At 69.7% G+C, this 20,474-nt stretch carries 13 protein-coding genes and 1 tRNA gene; 5 read left to right on the forward strand and 9 right to left on the reverse strand.

Annotated features, from left to right (window positions below):
* Positions 1-82: 82 nt before the first annotated feature.
* From AVMA1855_RS17485 to AVMA1855_RS17505, 5 genes are all read right to left on the reverse strand, one after another.
* Positions 83-991 (reverse strand): LysR family transcriptional regulator, encoded by a 909-nt coding sequence (locus tag AVMA1855_RS17485; RefSeq protein ID WP_284426690.1) that lies wholly within the window; start codon positions 989-991, stop codon positions 83-85.
* 28 nt (positions 992-1,019) lie between these two features.
* Complete coding sequence (locus tag AVMA1855_RS17490) at positions 1,020-2,747, reverse strand: phosphoethanolamine transferase (protein ID WP_284426691.1); 1,728 nt, start codon at positions 2,745-2,747, stop codon at positions 1,020-1,022.
* A gap of 76 nt (positions 2,748-2,823) precedes the next feature.
* Entirely contained in the window at positions 2,824-3,705 is an 882-nt protein-coding gene (fghA, locus tag AVMA1855_RS17495; protein ID WP_284426692.1) for an S-formylglutathione hydrolase, read from the reverse strand.
* Entirely contained in the window at positions 3,702-4,631 is a 930-nt protein-coding gene (locus AVMA1855_RS17500; protein WP_284426693.1) for an alpha/beta fold hydrolase, read from the reverse strand. Before AVMA1855_RS17500 ends, fghA begins: the two co-directional genes overlap by 4 nt.
* Before the next feature lie 32 nt (positions 4,632-4,663).
* Positions 4,664-5,770 carry an S-(hydroxymethyl)glutathione dehydrogenase/class III alcohol dehydrogenase gene (locus tag AVMA1855_RS17505; protein WP_092744641.1) on the reverse strand — a complete coding sequence of 369 codons (1,107 nt, stop codon included), beginning with the start codon at positions 5,768-5,770 and terminating at the stop codon, positions 4,664-4,666.
* A gap of 354 nt (positions 5,771-6,124) precedes the next feature.
* Between AVMA1855_RS17505 and AVMA1855_RS17510 the strand changes: the two genes are divergently transcribed.
* The 3 genes from AVMA1855_RS17510 to AVMA1855_RS17520 all read left to right on the forward strand — a co-directional run bounded on the left by AVMA1855_RS17510 (position 6,125) and on the right by AVMA1855_RS17520 (position 11,044).
* Positions 6,125-7,108, forward strand: a complete 984-nt coding sequence (locus AVMA1855_RS17510) for a GlxA family transcriptional regulator (protein ID WP_284426694.1) — start codon at positions 6,125-6,127, stop codon at positions 7,106-7,108.
* Positions 7,109-7,256: 148 nt separating this feature from the next.
* Positions 7,257-10,646 (forward strand): PAS domain S-box protein, encoded by a 3,390-nt coding sequence (locus AVMA1855_RS17515; RefSeq protein WP_284426695.1) that lies wholly within the window; start codon positions 7,257-7,259, stop codon positions 10,644-10,646.
* A 191-nt stretch (positions 10,647-10,837) separates the two neighbouring features.
* On the forward strand, positions 10,838-11,044 hold the full coding sequence (locus AVMA1855_RS17520; RefSeq protein ID WP_272568429.1) for a hypothetical protein: 207 nt from the start codon (positions 10,838-10,840) through the stop codon (positions 11,042-11,044).
* 109 nt (positions 11,045-11,153) lie between these two features.
* Here the strand turns inward: AVMA1855_RS17520 and AVMA1855_RS17525 are convergent.
* Positions 11,154-11,230 (reverse strand) — tRNA-Arg (locus tag AVMA1855_RS17525).
* A 226-nt stretch (positions 11,231-11,456) separates the two neighbouring features.
* Here AVMA1855_RS17525 and AVMA1855_RS17530 point away from each other — a divergent pair.
* Positions 11,457-13,202 carry a cation:proton antiporter domain-containing protein gene (locus tag AVMA1855_RS17530; RefSeq protein WP_284426696.1) on the forward strand — a complete coding sequence of 582 codons (1,746 nt, stop codon included), beginning with the start codon at positions 11,457-11,459 and terminating at the stop codon, positions 13,200-13,202.
* 171 nt (positions 13,203-13,373) lie between these two features.
* On the opposite strand, the gene AVMA1855_RS17535 is transcribed toward AVMA1855_RS17530, so the two are convergent.
* From AVMA1855_RS17535 to AVMA1855_RS17545, 3 genes are all read right to left on the reverse strand, one after another.
* Positions 13,374-15,263 carry a M14 family metallopeptidase gene (locus AVMA1855_RS17535; RefSeq protein WP_284426697.1) on the reverse strand — a complete coding sequence of 630 codons (1,890 nt, stop codon included), beginning with the start codon at positions 15,261-15,263 and terminating at the stop codon, positions 13,374-13,376.
* Between the two features lie 150 nt (positions 15,264-15,413).
* Complete coding sequence (locus AVMA1855_RS17540; protein ID WP_284426698.1) at positions 15,414-16,505, reverse strand: endonuclease/exonuclease/phosphatase family protein; 1,092 nt, start codon at positions 16,503-16,505, stop codon at positions 15,414-15,416.
* A gap of 59 nt (positions 16,506-16,564) precedes the next feature.
* A complete protein-coding gene (locus AVMA1855_RS17545; RefSeq protein WP_284426699.1) occupies positions 16,565-18,406 on the reverse strand; it encodes a DEAD/DEAH box helicase in 1,842 nt (613 codons plus the stop codon).
* Positions 18,407-18,807: 401 nt separating this feature from the next.
* On the opposite strand from AVMA1855_RS17545, the gene ettA reads away from it, so the two are divergent.
* Entirely contained in the window at positions 18,808-20,469 is a 1,662-nt protein-coding gene (gene ettA / locus AVMA1855_RS17550) for an energy-dependent translational throttle protein EttA (protein ID WP_272568457.1), read from the forward strand.
* The last annotated feature ends 5 nt before the right edge of the window (positions 20,470-20,474 follow it).

Here is a 20,474-nt window from a genome sequence, read left to right on the forward strand (position 1 = left end):
GACCACTGAATTTTCAATATTGCGAAAAGCATGCCAATGCCATCCGGGCTTTCCCGGGGGCGCGTGCACTGCGACGGTGCGGTCAGCGCGGCGTGCGCTTTTTTCGGGCAGTCTGGGTCTGGGCCACGTACGCCTGGGCCGATTCCAGCACCGATTCGGTGATTCCCGAGCCGGGGTCTTCGCGGTAGCTGGCGTGGATGGGCAGGGCGGTGAGCGCGCACGAGGCCCGCAAGATGTGCAGCGGCATGCGGTGCGACAGCCGCTGCGTCACGGCGCGCGGCAGCACCGCGATGCCGAATCCCGCTTCCACGAGCTGCAGCATGGCTGAAATCGACGAGATGGCATGCATGCGCGGCACGGCCACGCCCGATTCCTGGAACAGCTGCAGCAGGCTCTGGTGCGGGTGCGAGCCCTTTTGGAAGGTGATGAGGTCGTGCTGCGCCAGCCGTTGCAGGTCGTACCGCCCCGCGGAGTGCAGGGTGCGGTGCCCGACGAACACCAGTTCCAGCGGCGGCATGGTCCGCGTGTGGACCCCGGTGTCGGTGGCGGGCAGGGAGGTGAACACCAGGTCCTGCGCCCCGCGCCGCACCTGGTCCACCAGCACGGGCGAGGTTTCCACGGTCAGCTCCAGCTCGAAGTCGGGGCGGGTCTTGCGCATCTCCTGCAGCCAGCCGGTGAGCCAGCTGTGCACGACCGATTCGATGGCCCCGATGCGCAGCGCCACCGGCGCGTTCGGGCTGGTGCCCAGTTCTTCCTTCACCTGCCGCTGCAGTTCCAGCAGGCGCACGGCCAGCAACTGAAAGCGCTGCCCGGCGGCGGTGAGGCGGAACAGGCGCTCGCGCCGGTCCAGCAGGATCACGCCCAGTTCCTCTTCCAGCGCGGCGATGCGGCTGGACAGGGCGGACTGCGTGATGTGCAGCTTTTCGGCCGCCCGCGTGATGCTCTTGAGCGAGGCGGCCCAGTGGAAGGCTTCGACAAACCGCAGGTTCATGGGCGCGATTGTCGCCGCGCGGCGGCGTTCAGCCCGCGGCGGCAGCGCCCCGGCAGGTGGCGAACATGTCCTTCGACGCCTCGTAAACGCTGGTCTGCACGTCCATCAGCCCGAGGATGGAGTGAAAGTAGTGGTCGTGCGACAGGCGCCGCTCGCCCAGGTCCTTTTGCAGGCAGGCGGTGGCCGTGCGGGTGCGCGATTGCATGGCGGGTGACAGCCAGGTGATCCAGGGCACGTGCTTTTGCACATCGGGCGCGATGGCGTAGGGCATGCCGTGCAGGTAGATGTTGTTCTCGCCCAGCGACTCACCGTGGTCGGCCACGTACATCATCGCGGTCTGTGCGGTGCCCGACTGCGCGGCCAGCCACTGGATGGTGGCGTTGAGGAAATGGTCGGTGGACACGATGCTGTTGTCGTACGCGTTGACCACTTCCTGGCGCTGGCATTCCTGCAGCGCCGAGGTCCGGCATTCGGGCTGGAAGGGCTTTTGCGAAGGCAGGGAGCGCTTGAAATAGGCCGGACCGTGGCTACCCATCTGGTGCAGCACCACCACGGTCCCGCGGGCTCGCTGCTCGGCCGGCAGCGCCGCGATGCGGGCGTCCAGGCCCTTGATCATCACATCGTCCAGGCATTCCTTGCCGTCCGCGCACCACTGGGGGTCGTCGGGCTTGGCCGAGGTGCTGGCCTCGGCCACGCGGTCGCACACGCCCTTGCAGCCCGACTGGTTGTCCACCCACAGCACGGCCAGGCCGGCATGCTGCAGCACGTCCAGCAGCCCCTCGGAGCGGATGTGGCTAGCCTCGTAGGCGGTGCGCCCCAGGTTGGAGAACATGCAGGGCACGGATGCAGCCGTGCTGGTGCCGCAGGACCAGGCGTTGCGGGCGCTGACGAGGTCGTTGCGGGCGGACAGCTCGGGCGTCGTCGGGCGGCCGTAGCCGTTGAGGCCGAAATTGCCGCTGCGCCCGGTCTCGCCCAGCACCAGCACCAGCAGCGGTGGTTTGCCTTGGCCGGCATAGGACGCCCCCAGCCTGGCATCGCGCCCCAGCGGCATCAGCGGGCCGGCATCCCGGCGCAGGGGGCGCGCAGCGGCATTGCCCACGGCATAGATGCTGTTCAGGGGGTTGATCAGGTAGCGCAACTGCGTGTGGTTGCGCATGGCGGAGGAAAAATCCTGGAACACCAGGAAGACCGAGCCGGCGGCCAGGGCCAGCGAGCCCAGCAACAGCAGGCAGTGGAACACGATCTGCCGGGCAAAGCCCAGCAGCTTCACCCGGGTGCGTGCCAGCCACCACAGGGGTGGCACCGCCAGGGCTGCCACGGTGAGCGGCAGGCGCCAGTCGAGCAGGTCGGCGGCTTCGCGCGGATCGGTCTGCAGCACGTTGGTGATCATGCCGGTGTCGATCACGATGCCGTAGGCCATCATGAAATACGTGCCGAACGTGGCTGCCAGCACGGCCATGCCAAGCACCGGCTTGAGCAGTCGCCCCCAGGCCAGCAGACCGAGCACGGCAGCATTGGCGGCCGCCACGGCCACCATGAACATGAGCAGGAAGCCCCAGGCGCGCAACCCGCCCGATTCGTGCAAGCCCAGTACGATCTTCCACAGGTGCACGTTGCAGACGGTGGCCAGCCAGAGGCTGACCAATCCGATCACCGCAGCGGGATGCCATGGCCGCCGGGCGGGGGCGAAGGCGGGTTCGGGTTCGGTGCGGGCGGCGGTAATAACCCGCAACGGTGGCTGCAAGATGTCAGGCATGGCGCGGATTCTTTTCCGCGTGCCTTAAGTCAAGATTAAGAGCCTCCTGTCGTTGCGGGCCCCCGTCGCCAGCGGATCAGGCGGCGGTGTTTCCGGCGCTCAGAACGCCGGCGTGGTGCGCCAGATGGTCTTCGATGAAGGTCTGGATGAAGTAGTAGCCGTGGTCGTACCCCTCGTGGCGGCGCAGGGTGAGCGGCTGGCCGATGGCCTGGCATGCGGCTTCGAAGCGCTCGGGGTAAAGCTGCTCGGCGAGGAATTTGTCGCCCAGCCCCTGATCGATCAGGATGCCGGCCGGGTAGGGGGCCAGCGGCTGGTTTTCCATGAGCACCGTGGCGTCATGCTCGCCCCACGCCGTGCGGTCCGCGCCCAGATAGCCGGTGAACGCCCGCTCTCCCCAGGGGCACTGCGTGGGCGCGCAGATCGGCGCCAGGGCCGAGAGCGACCGGAAGCGGCCGGGATGGCGCAGCGCCAGCGTCAGCGCGCCATGGCCGCCCATCGAGTGGCCGAAGACGCCCAGGCGATCCAGGTCGATCGGCAGGTGCCGGCCCAGCAGGGGGAGCAGTTCCTGCACCAGGTAGCTTTCCATGCGCCAGTGCGTGCGCCAGGGGGCTTGGGTCGCATCGAGGTAAAAGCCCGCGCCGATGCCGAAATCCCAGCGGGCGGTGGCGTCCGGCAGGGCCTCCACCGCGGCACCACGGGGGCTGGTGTCGGGCGCGATCAGTGCCAGGCCCAGTTCCGAGGCCCGGCGTTGCGCGCCGGCCTTGACCATGAAGGTCTCTTCGTTGCACGTCAGCCCCGCCAGGTACAGCACCGCGGGCACCGGGCCGTGGGCGGCCTGCGGCGGCAGGTACACCGAGAACTTCATCGGCAGGCCGATCTCGGTGGAGTCGTGTTGGTAAAAGCGCTGCGTGCCGCCGAAGCTGCGGTGTTCCGGCAGGGTCTGGAGGGGATGGGTCATGGCGTGGGAAGTGAAGAAGAAGGGGTGGCACGGACCAGTTCGAGCACCGCATCGGCAAAGGCTTCGGGGGCCTCCTGCGGCAGGTTGTGGCCGGCGCCGGGCACCCAGCGGTGCGTGCGCAGGCCGCTGAACTTCGCGGCATGGGCCGAGGCGTCGGCCGGCGGGCGAACCCCGTCGTCCACGCCGTCGAAGGTGATGGCCGGCACGCGGATGGCCGGCTGCGCCGCCAGGCGCGATTCGATCCCGGCGTACGCCGGATCGCCCGTGACCAGGCCGAAGCGGTGGCGGTACGAGTGGATCACCACGTCCACGAAGTCGGGGTTGTCGAACGCGGCGGCGCTGCGCTCGAAGGTGGCCTCGTCGAACGCCCAGGTCGGCGACCACGACTGCCACAGCAGGCGGGTGAGGGCCCGCCGGTCGTTTGCCAGGCCGGCCGCGCCCCGTGCGCTGTGAAAGTAGTACTGGTACCAAAGGCGCTGTTCGTTGGCCGGCGTGTCGGGCGCCATGGCCCGGCCGATGTCCTGGATGTTGTAGCTGTTGAGCGAGACCAACCCGGCGCACCGCTCGGGCCACAGCGCCGCGACCACGCAGGCCGCGCGCCCGCCCCAGTCATAGCCGGCGAGCACCGCGCGCTCGATCGCCAGCGCATCGAGCAGCGCCAGCAGGTCCGCGCCCAGCGCCGCCTGCTCGCCCGAGCGCGGCGTGGCCGCGCTCAGGAACCGCGTGGGGCCGTAGCCCCTCAGGAACGGCACCACCACCCGGCATCCCTGCGCAGCCAGACGCGGCGCGACCTCGGCATAGGCATGGATGTCGTAGGGAAAGCCGTGCAGCAGCACGACGGGCGGCCCCCCGGCGGGGCCCGCCTCGAAATACGCGACTTCGAGCACGCCGGCCTCGATCCGGCGCAGGGGTTCCATGCGGTCCATGGCGGGCACCATCGGGGTCTGCCGCGGGGCGGTCAGTAGATGACCACGCCGCGGATCGACTCGCCGCGCTTCATCAGGTCGAACCCGTGGTTGATGTCGGCCAGGGGCATGGTGTGGGTGATCAGGCTGTCGATGTCGATCTTGCCTTCCATGTACCAGTCCACGATCTTGGGCACGTCGGTGCGGCCCCGGGCGCCGCCGAAGGCCGAGCCTTCCCACTTGCGGCCCGTCACGAGCTGGAAGGGGCGCGTGCTGATCTCGGCGCCGGCCTCGGCCACGCCGATGATGATGCTGCGGCCCCAGCCCTTGTGCGTGCACTCCAGCGCCTGGCGCATCACCTTGGTGTTGCCGATGCATTCGAAGGAATAGTCCGCACCGCCGTCGGTCAGCTGCACGATGGCGTCCACCACGTTCTCGACCTCGTTGGGGTTGATGAAGTGCGTCATGCCGAACTGGCGCGCCATCTCCTGGCGGGCGGGGTTGATGTCCACGCCGATGATCTTGTCCGCGCCCACCATCTTGGCGCCCTGGATCACGTTCAGGCCGATGCCGCCCAGGCCGAACACCACCACGTTCGCGCCGGCCTCCACCTTGGCGGTGAACAGCACCGCACCGATGCCGGTGGTCACGCCGCAGCCGATGTAGCAGACCTTGTCGAACGGGGCGTCCTCGCGGATCTTGGCCAGCGAGATCTCGGGGGCCACGGTGTAGTTGCTGAACGTGCTCGTGCCCATGTAGTGGAAGATGGGCTGGCCGTCGATGCTGAAGCGGCTGGTGGCGTCCGGCATCAGCCCCTTGCCCTGCGTGCCGCGGATCAACTGGCACAGGTTGGTCTTGCGCGACAGGCAGAACTTGCACTGGCGGCATTCGGGCGTGTACAGCGGGATCACGTGGTCGCCCTTCTTGAGGGTGGTCACGCCCGGCCCCACGTCCACCACGATGCCCGCGCCTTCGTGGCCCAGGATGGCGGGGAAGATCCCTTCCGGGTCGGCGCCCGAGAGGGTGTAGTAGTCGGTATGGCAAATGCCGGTGGCCTTGATTTCGACCAGCACCTCGCCGAATTTCGGGCCCTGCAGGTCCACGGTTTCGATGGTGAGGGGTTCTCCGGCCTTCCAGGCGACGGCGGCTTGGGTTTTCATGGGATGGGGCTCCTGTCAGTGGTGGTTCGGTGGCTCGCAAGGGGGCGGCGCGGCGCCGCCGTGGGTCGGCGGGCGCGGCGGCACGTCGGGTGGCTGCAGCAGTCTTTCTAGCAGATGCGGCGGGGCCGCCGCGCTTCATGGCCGGATCGTCCGGCGACAATCGCTGCGCCGGCCCGGCCCGGGCGGCGCCCGGACGGTCCTGCATGCCGGTGCCGCGAGCGTAAAAGCGTTTGGCCGGCTCGGCCACCCGGCGCGCTGCGCCCGGCCGTGTTTGGCCGCCGTGCCGGGCATCTTGGCCGCTGAAGCGGGTCGTGCCGTCCGCGGTCTGTCCATCCCTTGGTTTCCACCCCGTCCATGTCCGCTCCCTATACCGTCGATATCGTCGTCTACCCCGGCTTCAAGGCCCTGGAGGCGATCGGCCCCATGTCGGTGTTCGACTATGCCAACGTGCACCTGGCGCGGCGCGGCCAGCCGCCGGGTTATGCGGTGTCGGTGGCTGCTGAAGGGCTGCGCGACGTGCCTTCCGACACGGCCATGTCGCTGCGGGCCACGCGCCAGCTGGGGCAGGGGCCGGACCCGCACATCGCGCTGGTGGTGGGGTCCCGCGATATCGAGACGGCGCTGGCTGCCTCCCCCGGCGTGGTGGCCTGGGCGGCGGCCACTGCGCCGCGGGTGCGGCACATGGTGGCGCTGTGCTCGGGCAGCTTCTTCCTCGGGGCGGCCGGCCTGCTGGACGGCGCGCAGGCCGCTACGCACTGGAGCGTGGCCGATCTGCTGCAGCGCCGTTTCCCCTCCGTGCGCGTGGATGCCGACGCGATCTACGTGCGCAGCGGCAACCTGTGGACCTCGGCCGGGGTCACCGCCGGCATCGACTTGGCGCTGGCCCTGGTGGAGGAGGACTTCGGCCGCACCCTGGCGCTGGAGGTGGCGCGCGACCTGGTGATGTACCTGAAGCGCCCCGGCGGGCAATCGCAGTTCAGCATGCACCTGGCCAGCCAGGGCACGCGCCACCCGGGCATCCGCGAGGTGCAGGCGTGGGTGCTGTCGCACCTGGCCGAGCCTCTGGCGCTGCAGCAGCTCGCCTCGCGGGCGGCCATGAGCGAGCGCAACTTCCGCCGCGTGTTCCTGCAGGAATGCGGGCAAAGCCCGTCGGACTTCATCGAGACGGCCCGGCTCGAAGGCGCCCGCCGGCTGCTGGAGGAAGAGAACGGCCTGCCGCTCAAAACCGTGGCGGCGCGGGTGGGCTTTCGGTCGGACGAGCCGCTGCGCCGGCTGTTCCTGCGCCGCCTGGGGATCACCCCGCAGGCCTACCGCGAGCGGTTCGGCGGGCCGGGCTGAGCCCCGGCGCTGCGGCCCGGCTGGCACTCGGGCCTTTTGGAAAAAAGGCATGATGCCAGGCTGAGCAGCCTCGGGAGACCGCCGGCAACGGCCGGGCCCGACTGCACATCGACACCCAACGAGCGAGCGATTCAAAGGTTTTTTCTCAATGCACACCGTCCCCGGCCCAGCGGCCGCCGGCCCTGCCGATCCCCTTGGTAGCCGTCCCGACGCGCGAGCGATCGCCGAGTTCGATTGGTCCCTGACCCCCCTGGGGCCCGTAGCGCACTGGCCGCAGTCCGTGCAGGCCGCGATCGCGCAGTGGAGCGAGGCCGCCGCGCCATCGGCACCCTTGCCGGATACCGACATCCGCAACCGCCAGATCCTGGACAGCGCCATCGACTACGCGATCATCGCTTTCGACCTGCAGGGCCAGGTCACGCGGTGGAACGAAGGTGCCCGCCGCGTGCTAGGCTGGACGGAATCCGAAATGCTGGGCCACAACGCCGCCCGGATCTTCACCCCCGAAGACCGCGCCGCGCACCGCATGGAGATCGAGATGCAGGCCGCGCTCACGCGGGGCGTGGGCACCGACGAGCGCTGGCATGTGCGCAAATCCGGCGAGCGCTTCTGGGCCAACGGCGAGATGACACCGATCCGCGATGGTGACGGCACGCCTATCGGCTTCGTGAAAGTGCTGCGCGACCGCACCGAGCAGCACCGCGCCGCCGAGGCGCTGCGCCAGTCCGAAGAACGCCTGCACCGCGCGCAGAAGGCGGGCGGCGTGGGCACGTTCTCCCTCGAACTGGCCACCGACCTGCTGTACGGCACGCGCGAGTTCTATCGCATCTTCGGTGTGCCCGAGGCCGAGACCATTCCCGCCAAGGCGCTGGAAGCGCTGGTGATCCCCGAGGACGCCCAGGTGCGTTCCGCCCGCGAAACCCGCAACGCCGAATCGGCCCCGCTGGATGTGGAGTACCGCATCCGCCGCGCCACCGATGGCGCCCTGCGCTGGATCGCCCGCAAGGCCGAATTCGTGCGCAGCCAGGACGGCGCGATCGTTCGCATGGTGGGCGTAGTGCAGGACATCACCGACCGCAAGGCGGCGCTGCAGGCGGTGGCCGACAGCGCGGCGGAGTTCCGCACCTTCGCCCAGTCGCTGCCCAGCCACGTGTGGACCTCCCGGAGCGATGGCCAACTGGACTGGTTCAACGACCGGGTGTACGAATACAGCCAGGCCGAACCGGGCACGCTGGATGGAGACGGATGGACGGGCCTCGTGCACCCCGAAGATCTTCCGGCGGTGTCCCAACTCTGGCAGGCGAGCGTCGCCTCCGGCGAGCAATATGAAACCGAGTTCCGCATCCGCCGCGCGGACGGCGAGATGCGCTGGCACCTGGCGCGGGCGCTGCCCCTGCGCACGGGGGGCGGGGCCATCAGCCGGTGGATCGGCACCAGCACCGACATCCACGAGCAAAAACTCCTGCAGGCCGAAAGCGTGCGCGACCGCAACCGCCTGTGGGCGCTCTCTCGCGAACTCATGCTGGTGTGCGACTTCCAGGGCGTTATCGCCGCGGTCAATCCCGCCGCCACGCGCCTTCTGGGATGGGAGAAGCCCCAGATGGCCGGCCACGCCGTGGCCGAATTCATCCACCCCGAAGATGCCGAGGGCATGGCCGCCGAACTGGCCAAGCTGGAGGCCGGCGCGCCCACGCTGGTGTTCGAGAACCGCTGGCGCAAGGAAGACGGCAGCTACCGGCTGCTGAGCTGGACCGCCGTGCCCGAGGAGGGGCTGGTCCATGCGGTGGCACGCGACGTGACGCGCGAGCGCACGGCCGAAGAGGCGCTGCGCCAGTCGCAAAAGCTCGAAGCCATCGGCCAGCTCACCGGCGGGGTCGCGCACGATTTCAACAACGTGCTGGCGGTCATCCGCACGTCGATCGACCTGCTGCGGCGCGTGCAGCTCACCGACGAGCGGCGCCACCGTTTCATGGAGTCCATCTCCAACGCGGTGACGCGGGCGACCAAGCTCACGGGCCAGCTGCTGGCCTTCGCGCGGCGCCAGGCCCTGCAGCCCACGGTGTTCGATGCCGGGCACAACACCCGGGCGGTCAGCGACATGATCGCCAGCCTGGCGGGCGCGCGCATCGAGATCGAGCTGAACCTGGCGGAGACGGCTTGCTTCGTGCACGCCGACCCGAGCCAGTTCGACACCGCCCTGGTGAACCTCGCCGTCAATGCCCGCGACGCCATGCAGGGCAGCGGCAAGCTCACCATCGAGGTGCGGGCCGTCTCCGAGATTCCCGCGCTGCAGTCGCAGCCCGCGGTGCCGGGCAAATTCGTGGCCGTGTCCATCATCGACAGCGGCACGGGCATCGCGCCGGAGCACCTCACGCAGATCTTCGAGCCCTTTTTCACCACCAAGGGCGTGGGCCACGGCACGGGACTGGGCCTGTCGCAGGTGTTCGGCTTCGCCAAGCAGTCCGGCGGCGACATCCGTGTGGAAAGCACGCTGGGTGAGGGCAGCCGTTTCACCCTGTACCTGCCGCGTGCCGCGCGCCCCGGCTACGACGCGCAGGCCGCCGAGGGCGACGACCGGCTGGCCCTGGGCAACGGCGGCTGCGTGCTGGTGGTGGAGGACAACGCGGAAGTGTCCGCGTCCGTCGAGCAGACCCTGCACGAACTGGGCTACACCACCGTGGTCACGGCCAGCGGCGAGAAGGCGCTGGAGGCCTTGAAGGCCGGCCCGGGCCGCTTCGTGGCAGTGTTCTCCGACGTGGTCATGACCGGCATGAGCGGCATCGAACTGGGCCGTGAGATCCGCCAGCGCTACGGCGCGACCCTGCCCATCGTGCTGTCCAGCGGCTACAGCTACGTGCTGGCGCAAAGCCCCGACCACGGCTTCACGCTGCTGCCCAAGCCCTATTCGCTGGACGAGTTGGCGCAGGTTCTGCACGACAGCATCCACCGCGGCGCGGACGCCGCGCGGCCGCGCCGCCGCAAGGTGCGTGCGGCACTGCCCCCATCGGCCGCGGCGGATGCGGCGCAGTCGGAACTGCTGCGCCAGGCCGAACTGGAATCCATGCGCATCCTGGACACCGACGAAGAAGCGGCCTTCGACGAGTTCGCCCGGCTGGCGGCGGCCCTGTGCCAGACGCCCATCGCGCTCGTTTCGCTGGTGGATGCCGACCGGCAGTGGTTCAAGGCCAAGGTGGGGCTGGCAGCGCGGCAGACGCCCCGCGCGCATTCCTTCTGCGCCCACGCGATCCAGGTGCCGGAAAGCGTGATGATCGTGAGCGATACCTCGCGGGACGAACGCTTTGCCGACAACCCACTGGTGACGGGCGAGCCCAACATCAAGTTCTATGCCGGCGCGCCGCTCATCACCTCGACCGGGCAGGCGCTCGGAACGCTGTGCGTGATCGACCGGGTGCCGCGGGAGCTGGAGGCCCGGCAGGTGGAGATGCTGCAGTTCCTGGCCGCCCAGCTGGTCGAGCGGCTGGAGTCGCGCCGCGCCGCGCTGCCGGATGCCCCGGCGCGGCCGTCCCCGCCGCAGTAGCCCGTCCACCGCATTTCGCCCGGCCACCGGACTGCGATCCGCCCCCTTTGACCCGCCAGCCGGCGGAGAGGGGCGCGGTTGGTGTCGGATTGTGCCTACGCCCGCCGGCCCGGCCTTCCGACGCGCTGCTCTGCGGTGCGGGCGCCCAATGGCAGCCCCAGACGACGGTTCTGTTTTTGGAGGGTTTCCCCATGTTTTCCAACCCGGCTGTTCCCTCGCCGCTGCGTTTCGGCGAAAGCGTCCCCTCCGCCCAGATGGGGGAATTCGGCGGCTTCGGCCTCCAGTGGCAACAGGGCGATGGCGCCATCGACGGAGACGGCCAGCAGGCCTTCCGCTCTGCCGCATCCGAATACCAATACGGCGACAGCTGTCGTTTCGAGACCCAGGCCCAAGGCTGAAGCCCGGGTTTTAGACAGCGCGCTTTCCGCGCCGCTGCTGGATGCAAGGCGTGGGCAGGCACTGAATCGATGCCGGGGAGTGCGCCCCCGGTGGTTGTAAAAAATGGATTGGCCTGCCCGGAGGGACTCGAACCCCCGACCTATTGCTTAGAAGGCAATTGCTCTATCCGGTTGAGCTACGGGCAGACGGAAAAAGAAAAAAGACGCGGGGCTTCAGGCCCTGCAGCACGGGCCAGACGCCGTGTGGCACATCGGGACGATGGCGGGCGGGTCCGTGCGAGGCGTGAATGATACCTGCCTGCCGGGGCCTTCCCGGTCTTTTTGGCCCCTGGCGTTTTGCGGTAACCGGGGGCTTGCGGGTATAACGCAAGGGCAGGTGCCCATCGGGTGCGCCCGCTCCCCCATCACCCCCATGCCGCACAGCCTCTCACTCATCAACACCATTGCCGCGGCGCTGGGCCTGGCGCTCGTGCTGGGCTTCATCGCGACCCGGATCCGCCTGCCGGCCCTGGTGGGCTATCTGCTCGCGGGCGTGGTGATCGGCCCCTTCACCCCGGGGTTCGTGGCCGATGGCGAAATGGCCAGCCAGCTGGCGGAGATCGGGGTGATGCTGCTGATGTTCGGCGTGGGGCTGCATTTTTCGCTGGGCGACCTGCTGGCGGTGCGCAAGATCGCCGTGCCCGGGGCGCTGGTGCAGATGGCGGTGGCCACGCTGCTGGGCATGGGCCTGGCGCTGTGGTGGGGCTGGGGCCTGGGTGGGGCGCTGGTGTTCGGCCTGGCCCTGTCGGTGGCCAGCACCGTGGTGCTCTTGCGGGCGCTAGAGACGCTGGGCATCCTGGATTCGTACACCGGCCGCATCGCCGTCGGCTGGCTGGTGGTGGAGGACCTGGCCATGGTGCTGGTCCTGGTGCTGCTGCCGCCGCTGGCGCAGTGGCTGAACGGCACCGCCGGGGCGGGCAGCACGGGCGAGCTGTGGAAGACGCTGGGCTGGACCATCGCACAGGTGGGCGGCTTCGTCGCGCTGATGCTGGTCGTGGGGCGGCGGGTGTTTCCGTGGATTCTCTGGCAGGTGGCGCGCACCGGCTCGCGCGAGCTGTTCACGCTGTGCGTGGTGGCGGCGGCGGTGGGCATCGCCTTCGGCTCCGCCGCGCTCTTCGGCGTGTCGTTCGCGCTGGGGGCGTTCTTCGCCGGCATGGTGATGCGCGAGTCGGAGTTCAGCCACCGCGCCGCCCAGGAGTCGCTGCCGCTGCGCGATGCGTTCGCGGTGCTGTTCTTCGTCTCCGTGGGCATGCTGTTCAACCCCTGGGTGCTGGTGGAGCGACCCTTCCAGGTGCTGGCCGTGGTGGCCATCATCATTTTGGGCAAGACGCTCGCGGCGGCCGCCCTGGTGCTGGCCTTCCGCTACCCGCTGAACACGGCGCTCACGGTGTCGGCCAGCCTGGCGCAGATCGGCGAGTTCTCGTTCATCCTGGTGGGCCTGGGCGCGTCGCTGGGGCTGCTGCCGCCGGAAGGGGCCAGCCTGGTGCTGGCCGGTGCGCTCATCTCGATCGCGGTCAACCCTCTGCTATTCCATGCCATCGCCCCGCTGCAGGAGTGGCTGCGCGCCCGCTCGGCCCTGGCGCGCCGGCTGGAGCAGCGCGACGACCCGCTGGCGGAGCTGCCCCTGAGCACGCACCGCCGGTACCTCGCGCGCCAGGTGGTGTTGGTCGGCTACGGCCGCGTGGGGCGGCGCATCGCGGCGGCGCTGTCGGAGAGCGACATTCCCTTCGTCGTGGCCGAGCAGAACCGCGATCTGGTGGAGACGCTGCGCAACGGCGGCATGGCGGCGGTCTACGGCGACGCGGTGGAGCCGGCCGTGCTGATCCAGGCGCACATCGCCCGGGCGCACATGCTGGTGATCGCCACGCCGAACACGCTGGACGTGCGCCAGATCATCGCGACGGCGCGCACGCTCAACCCGGAGATCGAAACCTTGGTCCGCAGCCACAACGAGGCCGAGGCCCGGCTGCTGGAGCAGGAAGAGGGCGTGGCCAAGGTGTTCCTCGGCGAGGAGGCGCTGGCCGCGGCGATGACCTCGCATGTCCTGGGCCGCGCCGGCGAGCGCCAGGCCGAGGCGACGGCGCCGGGTGCGCTGGAGGAGCGGCACGCTTCGGTTTGAGTTCGGTTTGAGCCGAATCGGGCTCCACGGCATGATTGACTAGGGCATATTGCTACTATTTTTGTAGCAATGTGCAGGGGCCTTGGCGCGCCCCATTCCGTCTGTCCGTCAGGTGGTCTGCAGGCTGGCCGGCGCCGTGGCGCTGGGCCCCACGCCTTTCTTTCCCCGGCCTCAGTCGGCCTCTTCGAACACCAGCGACGGCGTGGCCATGACCCGCGCCGTGTCGCCCAGCGCCGGAATCAGGTGGTTGGCGAAGTAGCTGTTCTGCGTGTCGGGCTCCAGCGCGGCGACGGCCAGGTTGGCCAGGGGCTGGTTCAGCGGCACGTAGTAGCTGCCTTCGGGCACGTCGATGGCGGTGCGCACGGTGGTCACGCGCACGCGGGTGATGTCCTGCTGGCCGGCGATGGTGCCGCGCACGTCCTGGCGCACGCCTTCCTCGCGGCCGGTTTCCTGGTAGCTGTCGCTCAGGAGCGAACCCGGCTCGGCCACCCGCATGACCTGAAGCCCGAGCAGCTTGAGCCGCTCGGCCGCCTGGCCCGCCGTGGGCGAGAGCCAGTAGCCGCAGGGCCGGGGGAGCGATGCGACGGTGCGCAATTCGAGCGACGAGTTCCAGTCCACGCGCACGGTGCGGTCCGCACCCGTCGCGGGGTCGAGCATGACGAGGTCGCGCTGCGTGGCGGTCGGCCCCGCCTCGATGGCGACCTGGCCGCGGCAGGCCTGCGCCGCGGTGTCGCGCACCACGAACGAGCGCACCTGCTCCAGGTTGCCGGCCCGCTCGGCCGTGCTGCGCAGCGCGCTGGACAGCGCCGTCACCTGGGCATGCACGCGGCGCTGGATGTCCAGCCGCCCGATGCCCACGCCGCGCGTCTCCACCAGCAGGCTGACGGCGTTCTTGAGGCCGTTCACGTTGCGGCCCGTGTCGGGCTGCGTGCCGCCCATCGACACGCGGCGGTCCTGCGGGTCGGTGGAGGTGGTGTAGTACCACTCGCTGGTCAGGCCCTGGCCCTGCAGCGCGGCCGCCATGGGCTGGTGGTACCACTCGCGCGCCGCCTTGGTGAGGAACTCGGGCACGTTGGCCGTGGTGGCGTACTGCAGCAGCGCGTCGTACTTCTGGATGGCGCCGAACTTCTCCAGGAAGCGGCCGGCGACGGTGTATTCGTGCGCATCGAGCACGGCGATGGGGCGGTAGTCCCGCGTGAGCCGCGCCAGGGCCTGGGCCTCGGGCGTGTTCAGCAGCAGGTGGTCGCGGTTCATGTCCGTGCCGTTGGCCGTGGCGCGGGTGCCGGCCTCGGCGCCGTCCGGGTTGGCGCGCGGCACCACGACCACGTTGATGCGGTCCAGCAGAGGCTCCAGCAGGCCCTGCGACAGTTCGCGCGCCATCACCAGCAGGGCTTCGCCGCCGGCGGGCTCGTCGCCGTGCTGCTGCCCGATCAGCAGCACCGTTGGCTTGCCGCTCGCATCCAGGCTGGCCACGTCGGTGTTGGGCGCGTGCGTGAGCACCAGGGCCTGCAGGGGCGTGCCGCGCTGGGACATGCCCAGGTCCAGCACCGTGGCCTTGGTGGCGCCCTGCGGGGTGGCGGCGAGCTGCCGCAGCCACTGGGCGGCCTCGGCATTGGTGGTGAAGGCACGGCGCCCGTCGGCCAGGCCGGGGGTGTCGTAGTGCACGGCTGGCGCGGGGAAGCGGGCGGCGACCGCCGCGCTGTAGGGCAGGTCGGCCGGGGGCGCGGCCGCGGCGGGCGGCGTGGTGCCGGGCGCGGGCTCCGCGCTGGGAATGATGGGGGTGGACAGCACCGGCGAGGTGACGACCTCGGCGCGCTGTGTGCCCAGCGGCGGCGGCACCACGCGCGCGGTCTGAGGGCGGGGCGCCGCGGGCACCGTGGCCTGGGGCGGCGCGGAGGAGGGCCAGGGCGGCAGCGGGGTGCTGCTGCATGCCGCCAGCACGGCCGAGGCGAGGACCGTGCTGCAAGTCCACAAGGTGCGCGCTTTCCAAGGCTCCGAGCCGGCAGGGCCGGCCAGGGGAGGCGATGAAAGGGCGCGTTGGTGGGGAATGGGCTGTTTCATGGTCTGTGGGTCCGGCCAAGGGGGCTGCTATGGGGCTGCGCCGATGTTACCCGGCGTTGCAGACGGGGCCTGTCGGCCAAACACGCGGCTCTGCCGGGTTTTCGCGCAGGGCCGCGGCGGCGCGGCCGGGCTGCGCACGGCGGTCGCCGGTCAGGCCGCAGGCGGCACGGCGGACGTCGTGGGCCTCGTGGGCCTCGTGGGCCTCGTGGGCGTGAGGGCGGGCATCGGCAGGCGCAGCAAGGCGCGGACGAAGCCGTGGTCGGAGCGCGTGCGGTCGCGCCCCTCGTGCAGGTGGTCGTTGAAGTAATCGACCCGCCGCACGTCGCCGGTGTTCGGGCCCGACCGGGCGCTGGGCACGAACTCCTCGCTGACCAGGATCTGGTCCAGCACCGCGGGCATGCCCTGGTGGATGTGCGAGTAGGCCACATCCTTTTTCAGGCCGGCGTCGCCCTGCACGTCGTAGGCGTTGTACAGGGCCACGTCGCGCGCGCTGCGGTCGTAGGCGACCTCGGTGGTCGCGCAGATGAGCTGCGTGGTCACGCTGTCGGGCGTGTCGTTGAAGTCGCCCAGCAGCACCAGCGGCACGTCGGTGCGCTGCAGCAGGTCCACGACCAGGCAGCGCAGCGCCGCCGCTTCCACGCCGCGCATGATGAGCGAGCGCAGCGAAGCCAGGGCCGCGACCTTGCGGTCGTCGCGGTCCTCCAGCGGCTGCCCGAGGGCGTCGAGCAGGAATTTGGGGCGTTTGGATTTGAGGTGCGCCGTGACCACGTTCACCGTCTGGCCGTGCTTCATGCGCAGGGTGGCCAGCAGGGGCGGGCGTTCGAACCGGTGGTGCGTTCCCAGGCCCGGCACATCGACCGCCAGCGCGGGCGGAAACTCCGCTATCGAGCGCAGCGATTCGACGCGCAGCCGCGTGGCGATGCCCACGCGCGGCGTGCCCTGTGCGCCGTGCGAGGCGCCGGTGTTCTCGGCGCCGGGCACGCTCACGAAGTCGTAGCGCAGGCCGCTGCGGCCGATGGCCGTCTGCAGCGCCTGTTCGTCCCACACCTCCTGCACGGCCAGCACATCGGCATTCAGCGCGCGCAGGCGCCCGCCGAGCCAATCGACCTTGCGTTCGAATTCGGCCTGGGTATAGGCGTCCTGGTTGGGATAGAACACCCGCCCGGGCAGGGCGAGGTTCAGGGTGTTGCAGGTGGACACCAGCAAGGTGTCCATGGGCCGCGCGGGATCGGCAGGGCGCATGCGTTCCTCAGGATCGGGGCGCGGGCCGGCTGCGGCCGTGCACGGGCGGGGCCGGTGCTTCAGCGGCCGTAGCCGCCACCGCCACCACCCCGGGGGCCGCCACGCGAGCCGCCGCCGGAATTGCCGCGGTTGCCGCCACCGCCGTAGCCGCCACCACCACCGCCACCGCTGCGGTAGCCACCGCCGCCGCGGCGGCCGGAGCCGGCCATGCTGTCCACGCTCGTGCGCATGGGATCGGGCTGGCCGCCGCCGGCACCGGCATGGCGGGGGGCGCCGAGGTGGCCACCCGTCTGGGTGCCCAGGTGCGCGTTCTCACGGCGCGGCTGGCCGTCGTCGAAGCGGTTGCCACCGCCACCGCCGCCGCCGTTGCCACCGCCGTAGCCGCCAGCACCGGCATTGCCGCCGCCGGGGCCGCGGCCGCCACGTCCGGCTGCCTGCGCGCCGGGACCGCGGGGATTGCCGCCAGGACCGCCGGCACGCGGGCCGTTGCCGCCGCGTCCGCGGGGAGCGCCATTGCCGCCGCCTTCGCCGGCGGCGGCGCGGGGGCCGCCGCCGGAGCGTGCGCCGCCGCCTGCGGGCTTGCCGCCCCGGTCGCCGCCGCCACTGCCCTGCGTGGCCTTGTTGGTGCGGATGCGATCCATCATTTCACTGCGGGCGGCCTTTGCGGCGGCCTGCATGACTTCGCGGCTCGGGGGCTTGCCCGCGCCGCCCCAGATGGTCTGGCGGCCCATGGCGATGGGCTCGGCCTTCTCGCCGGGCTCGGGGCCGAAGCCGTCGAGGATCTGGACCGGGATCTCCTGCTTGGTGAAGCGCTCGATCTCCATCATGAAACCCTCTTCGTCCATGCAGACCAGGCTCACGGCCTGGCCGCTGGCGCCCGCGCGGCCGGTGCGGCCGATGCGGTGCACGTAGTCTTCCGACACGTTGGGGATTTCGTAGTTGACGACGTGCGGCAGCTCATCGATGTCGATGCCGCGGGCCGCGATGTCGGTGGCCACCAGCGCACGGATGTCGCCGCTCTTGAAGCCGGCCAGGGCCTGCGTGCGGGCGCTCTGGCTCTTGTTGCCGTGCAGCGCCATGGCGTTGACGCCGTTCTTGGTGAGGAACTCGGCCACGTTGTTGGCGCCGAACTTGGTGCGGGTGAACACCAGCACCTGGCTCCAGTCGTGCTCCTGGATGATGTGCAGCAGCACCTGCTTCTTCTTGCCGCGGCCCACGGGGTGGATCACCTGCGTGATGCGCTGCACCGTGGTGTTGCGCGGCGTGACCTGGATGCTCTGCGGGTTCTTGAGCAGCGTGTTGGCCAGCTCGCGGATCTCGTCGCTGAACGTGGCGGAGAACAGCAGGCTCTGCTTGTCCTTGGGCACCAGGGCGAGGATCTTCTTCACGTCGTGGATGAAGCCCATGTCCAGCATGCGATCGGCTTCGTCCAGCACCAGGATCTCGACCGTGGACAGGTCCAGGAAGCCCTGCTGCTGCAGGTCCAGCAGGCGGCCGGGGGTGGCGACCAGCACGTCCACGCCGCGCTTGATGCGGTCGATCTGCGGGTTCATGCCCACGCCGCCGAAGACGACGGTGGACGAGATGTCGACGTACTTGCCGTAGTCGCGCACGGATTCCTCGACCTGGGCGGCCAGTTCGCGCGTGGGCGTGAGCACCAGGGCGCGCACGCCCTTGCCGCCGAACTTGCTCTTGGGGGCCGTGCCCTGCGAGAGGCGGTGCAGCATGGGCAGGGTGAAGGCGGCGGTCTTGCCGGTGCCGGTCTGTGCGCCGGCGAGCAGATCGTGGCCCTCGAGCACGGCGGGGATGGCCTGTGCCTGGATGGGGGTCGGGGTTTCGTAACCCTGTTCGTGCACGGCCTTCAGAATGGCTGGGGCCAGATTCAGTTCGTCAAAGTTCATTCAAGGAAACGCCCTATCCGGGCGCTGGGGGCATCGGCCTGTCGCAGGACCCATGTCGGGGCTGCGGCCAGTCAAGGCAGATGGGATTCACGAATGGGAGCCAGAACGCCGCATGGCGGCTTCGTCGTCCCCAGCAGGTTGCTGAGGCCACCGATCACTGGAGCCGGTGGCTGGGCGCTATTGTGGCACGAGATGCCCGCTGGCGGTCGGGGCTTTACGCAGGCAGCGCGGGCAGGCCGCCCCTGGGGCAAACTGTCGCGCGCGGGCACCGCGTTGCGGGGTTGCCGAAAGCGCCGGCGCCAAAGCATCCGATAATCCGCCTGAACGCGCTTTTCCGGCAGGCCTCCCCGGCCGCTCGTGCATCCCCGGCAGCGCAGCCCCCATCTAAGGAAAGAAAGCCAATGGCCCAATACGTGTATTCGATGAACCGCGTCAGCAAGACCGTGCCGCCGAAGCGGCAGATCTTGAAAGACATCTCCCTGTCGTTCTTCCCCGGCGCCAAGATCGGCGTGCTCGGCCTGAACGGCTCGGGCAAATCCACGCTGCTCAAGATCATGGCCGGCGTGGACAAGGAAATCGAAGGCGAAGCCATTCCGATGCCGGGCCTGACCATCGGCTACCTGGAGCAGGAGCCCAAGCTCAACCCCGAGCACACCGTGCGCGAGAGCGTGGAAGAGTCGATGGGCGCGGTGTTCGCGGCCAAGGCGCGCCTGGAAGAGGTCTATGTGGCCTACGGCGCCGAAGACGCCGACTTCGACGCCCTGGCGGCCGAGCAGGCCCAGCTGGAGGCGATCATCGCCACGGCCGGCACCGACTCCGAGCACCAGTTGGAAATCGCCGCCGACGCCCTGCGCCTGCCCGCCTGGGACGCCAAGATCGGCCTGCTGTCTGGTGGCGAAAAGCGCCGCGTGGCCCTGTGCCGCCTGCTGCTGTCCAAGCCCGACATGCTGCTGCTCGACGAGCCCACCAACCACTTGGATGCCGAGTCGGTCGAGTGGCTGGAAGTGTTCCTCAAGCGCTTTTCCGGCACCGTCGTGGCCATCACCCACGATCGCTACTTCCTCGACAACGCCGCTGAATGGATTCTGGAGCTGGACCGCGGCCGCGGCATTCCATGGAAGGGCAACTACAGCACCTGGCTGGAGCAAAAGGGCGACCGCCTGGCGCAGGAGCAAAAGAGCGAGGAGGCCCACGCCAAGGCCCTGAAGAAGGAGCTGGAATGGTCGCGCCAGAACCCCAAGGCCCGCCAGGCCAAGAGCAAGTCGCGCCTGGCCCGCTTCGAGGAACTGAGCGATTTCGAATACCAGCGCCGCAATGAAACGCAGGAAATCTTCATCCCCGTGGCCGAACGCCTGGGCCAGCAGGTGTTCGAGTTCCATAACGTCAGCAAGTCCTTCGGCGACCGCGTGCTGATCGACGACCTGAGCTTCAGCGTTCCCCCGGGCGCCATCGTGGGCATCATCGGCCCCAACGGTGCCGGCAAGTCCACGCTCTTCAAGCTGCTGGCCGGCCGCGAGCAGCCGGACAGCGGCCAGGTGGTGGTGGGCTCCACCGTCAAGATGGCGTTCGTGGACCAGCACCGCGACGAGCTGGGCAACGACAAGACCGTGTGGGAAGACATCTCCGGCGGCCTGGACATCCTGAACGTCGGCAAGTTCCAGATGGCCAGCCGCGCCTATGCGGGCCGCTTCAACTTCAACGGCTCGGACCAGCAAAAGAAGGTCGGCAGCCTCTCGGGCGGCGAACGTGGGCGCCTGCACCTGGCCAAGACGCTGATCGCGGGCGGCAACGTCCTGCTGCTGGACGAGCCCTCCAACGACCTGGACGTGGAAACCCTCCGCGCCCTGGAAGACGCGCTGCTTGAATACGCCGGCACCGTGCTGGTGATCAGCCATGACCGCTGGTTCCTGGACCGGATCGCCACGCACATCCTGGCCGCGGAAGGCGACAGCCAGTGGGTGTTCTTTGACGGAAACTATCAGGAATACGAAGCCGACAAGAAAAAACGCCTGGGCGAAGAGGGCGCAAAGCCCAAGCGCATGCGTTACAAGGCACTCAAATAAGCAAC

Origin of the sequence: Acidovorax sp. SUPP1855 (assembly GCF_030158955.1) — a bacterium.
In the GTDB taxonomy this organism is placed as follows: domain Bacteria; phylum Pseudomonadota; class Gammaproteobacteria; order Burkholderiales; family Burkholderiaceae_C; genus Paracidovorax.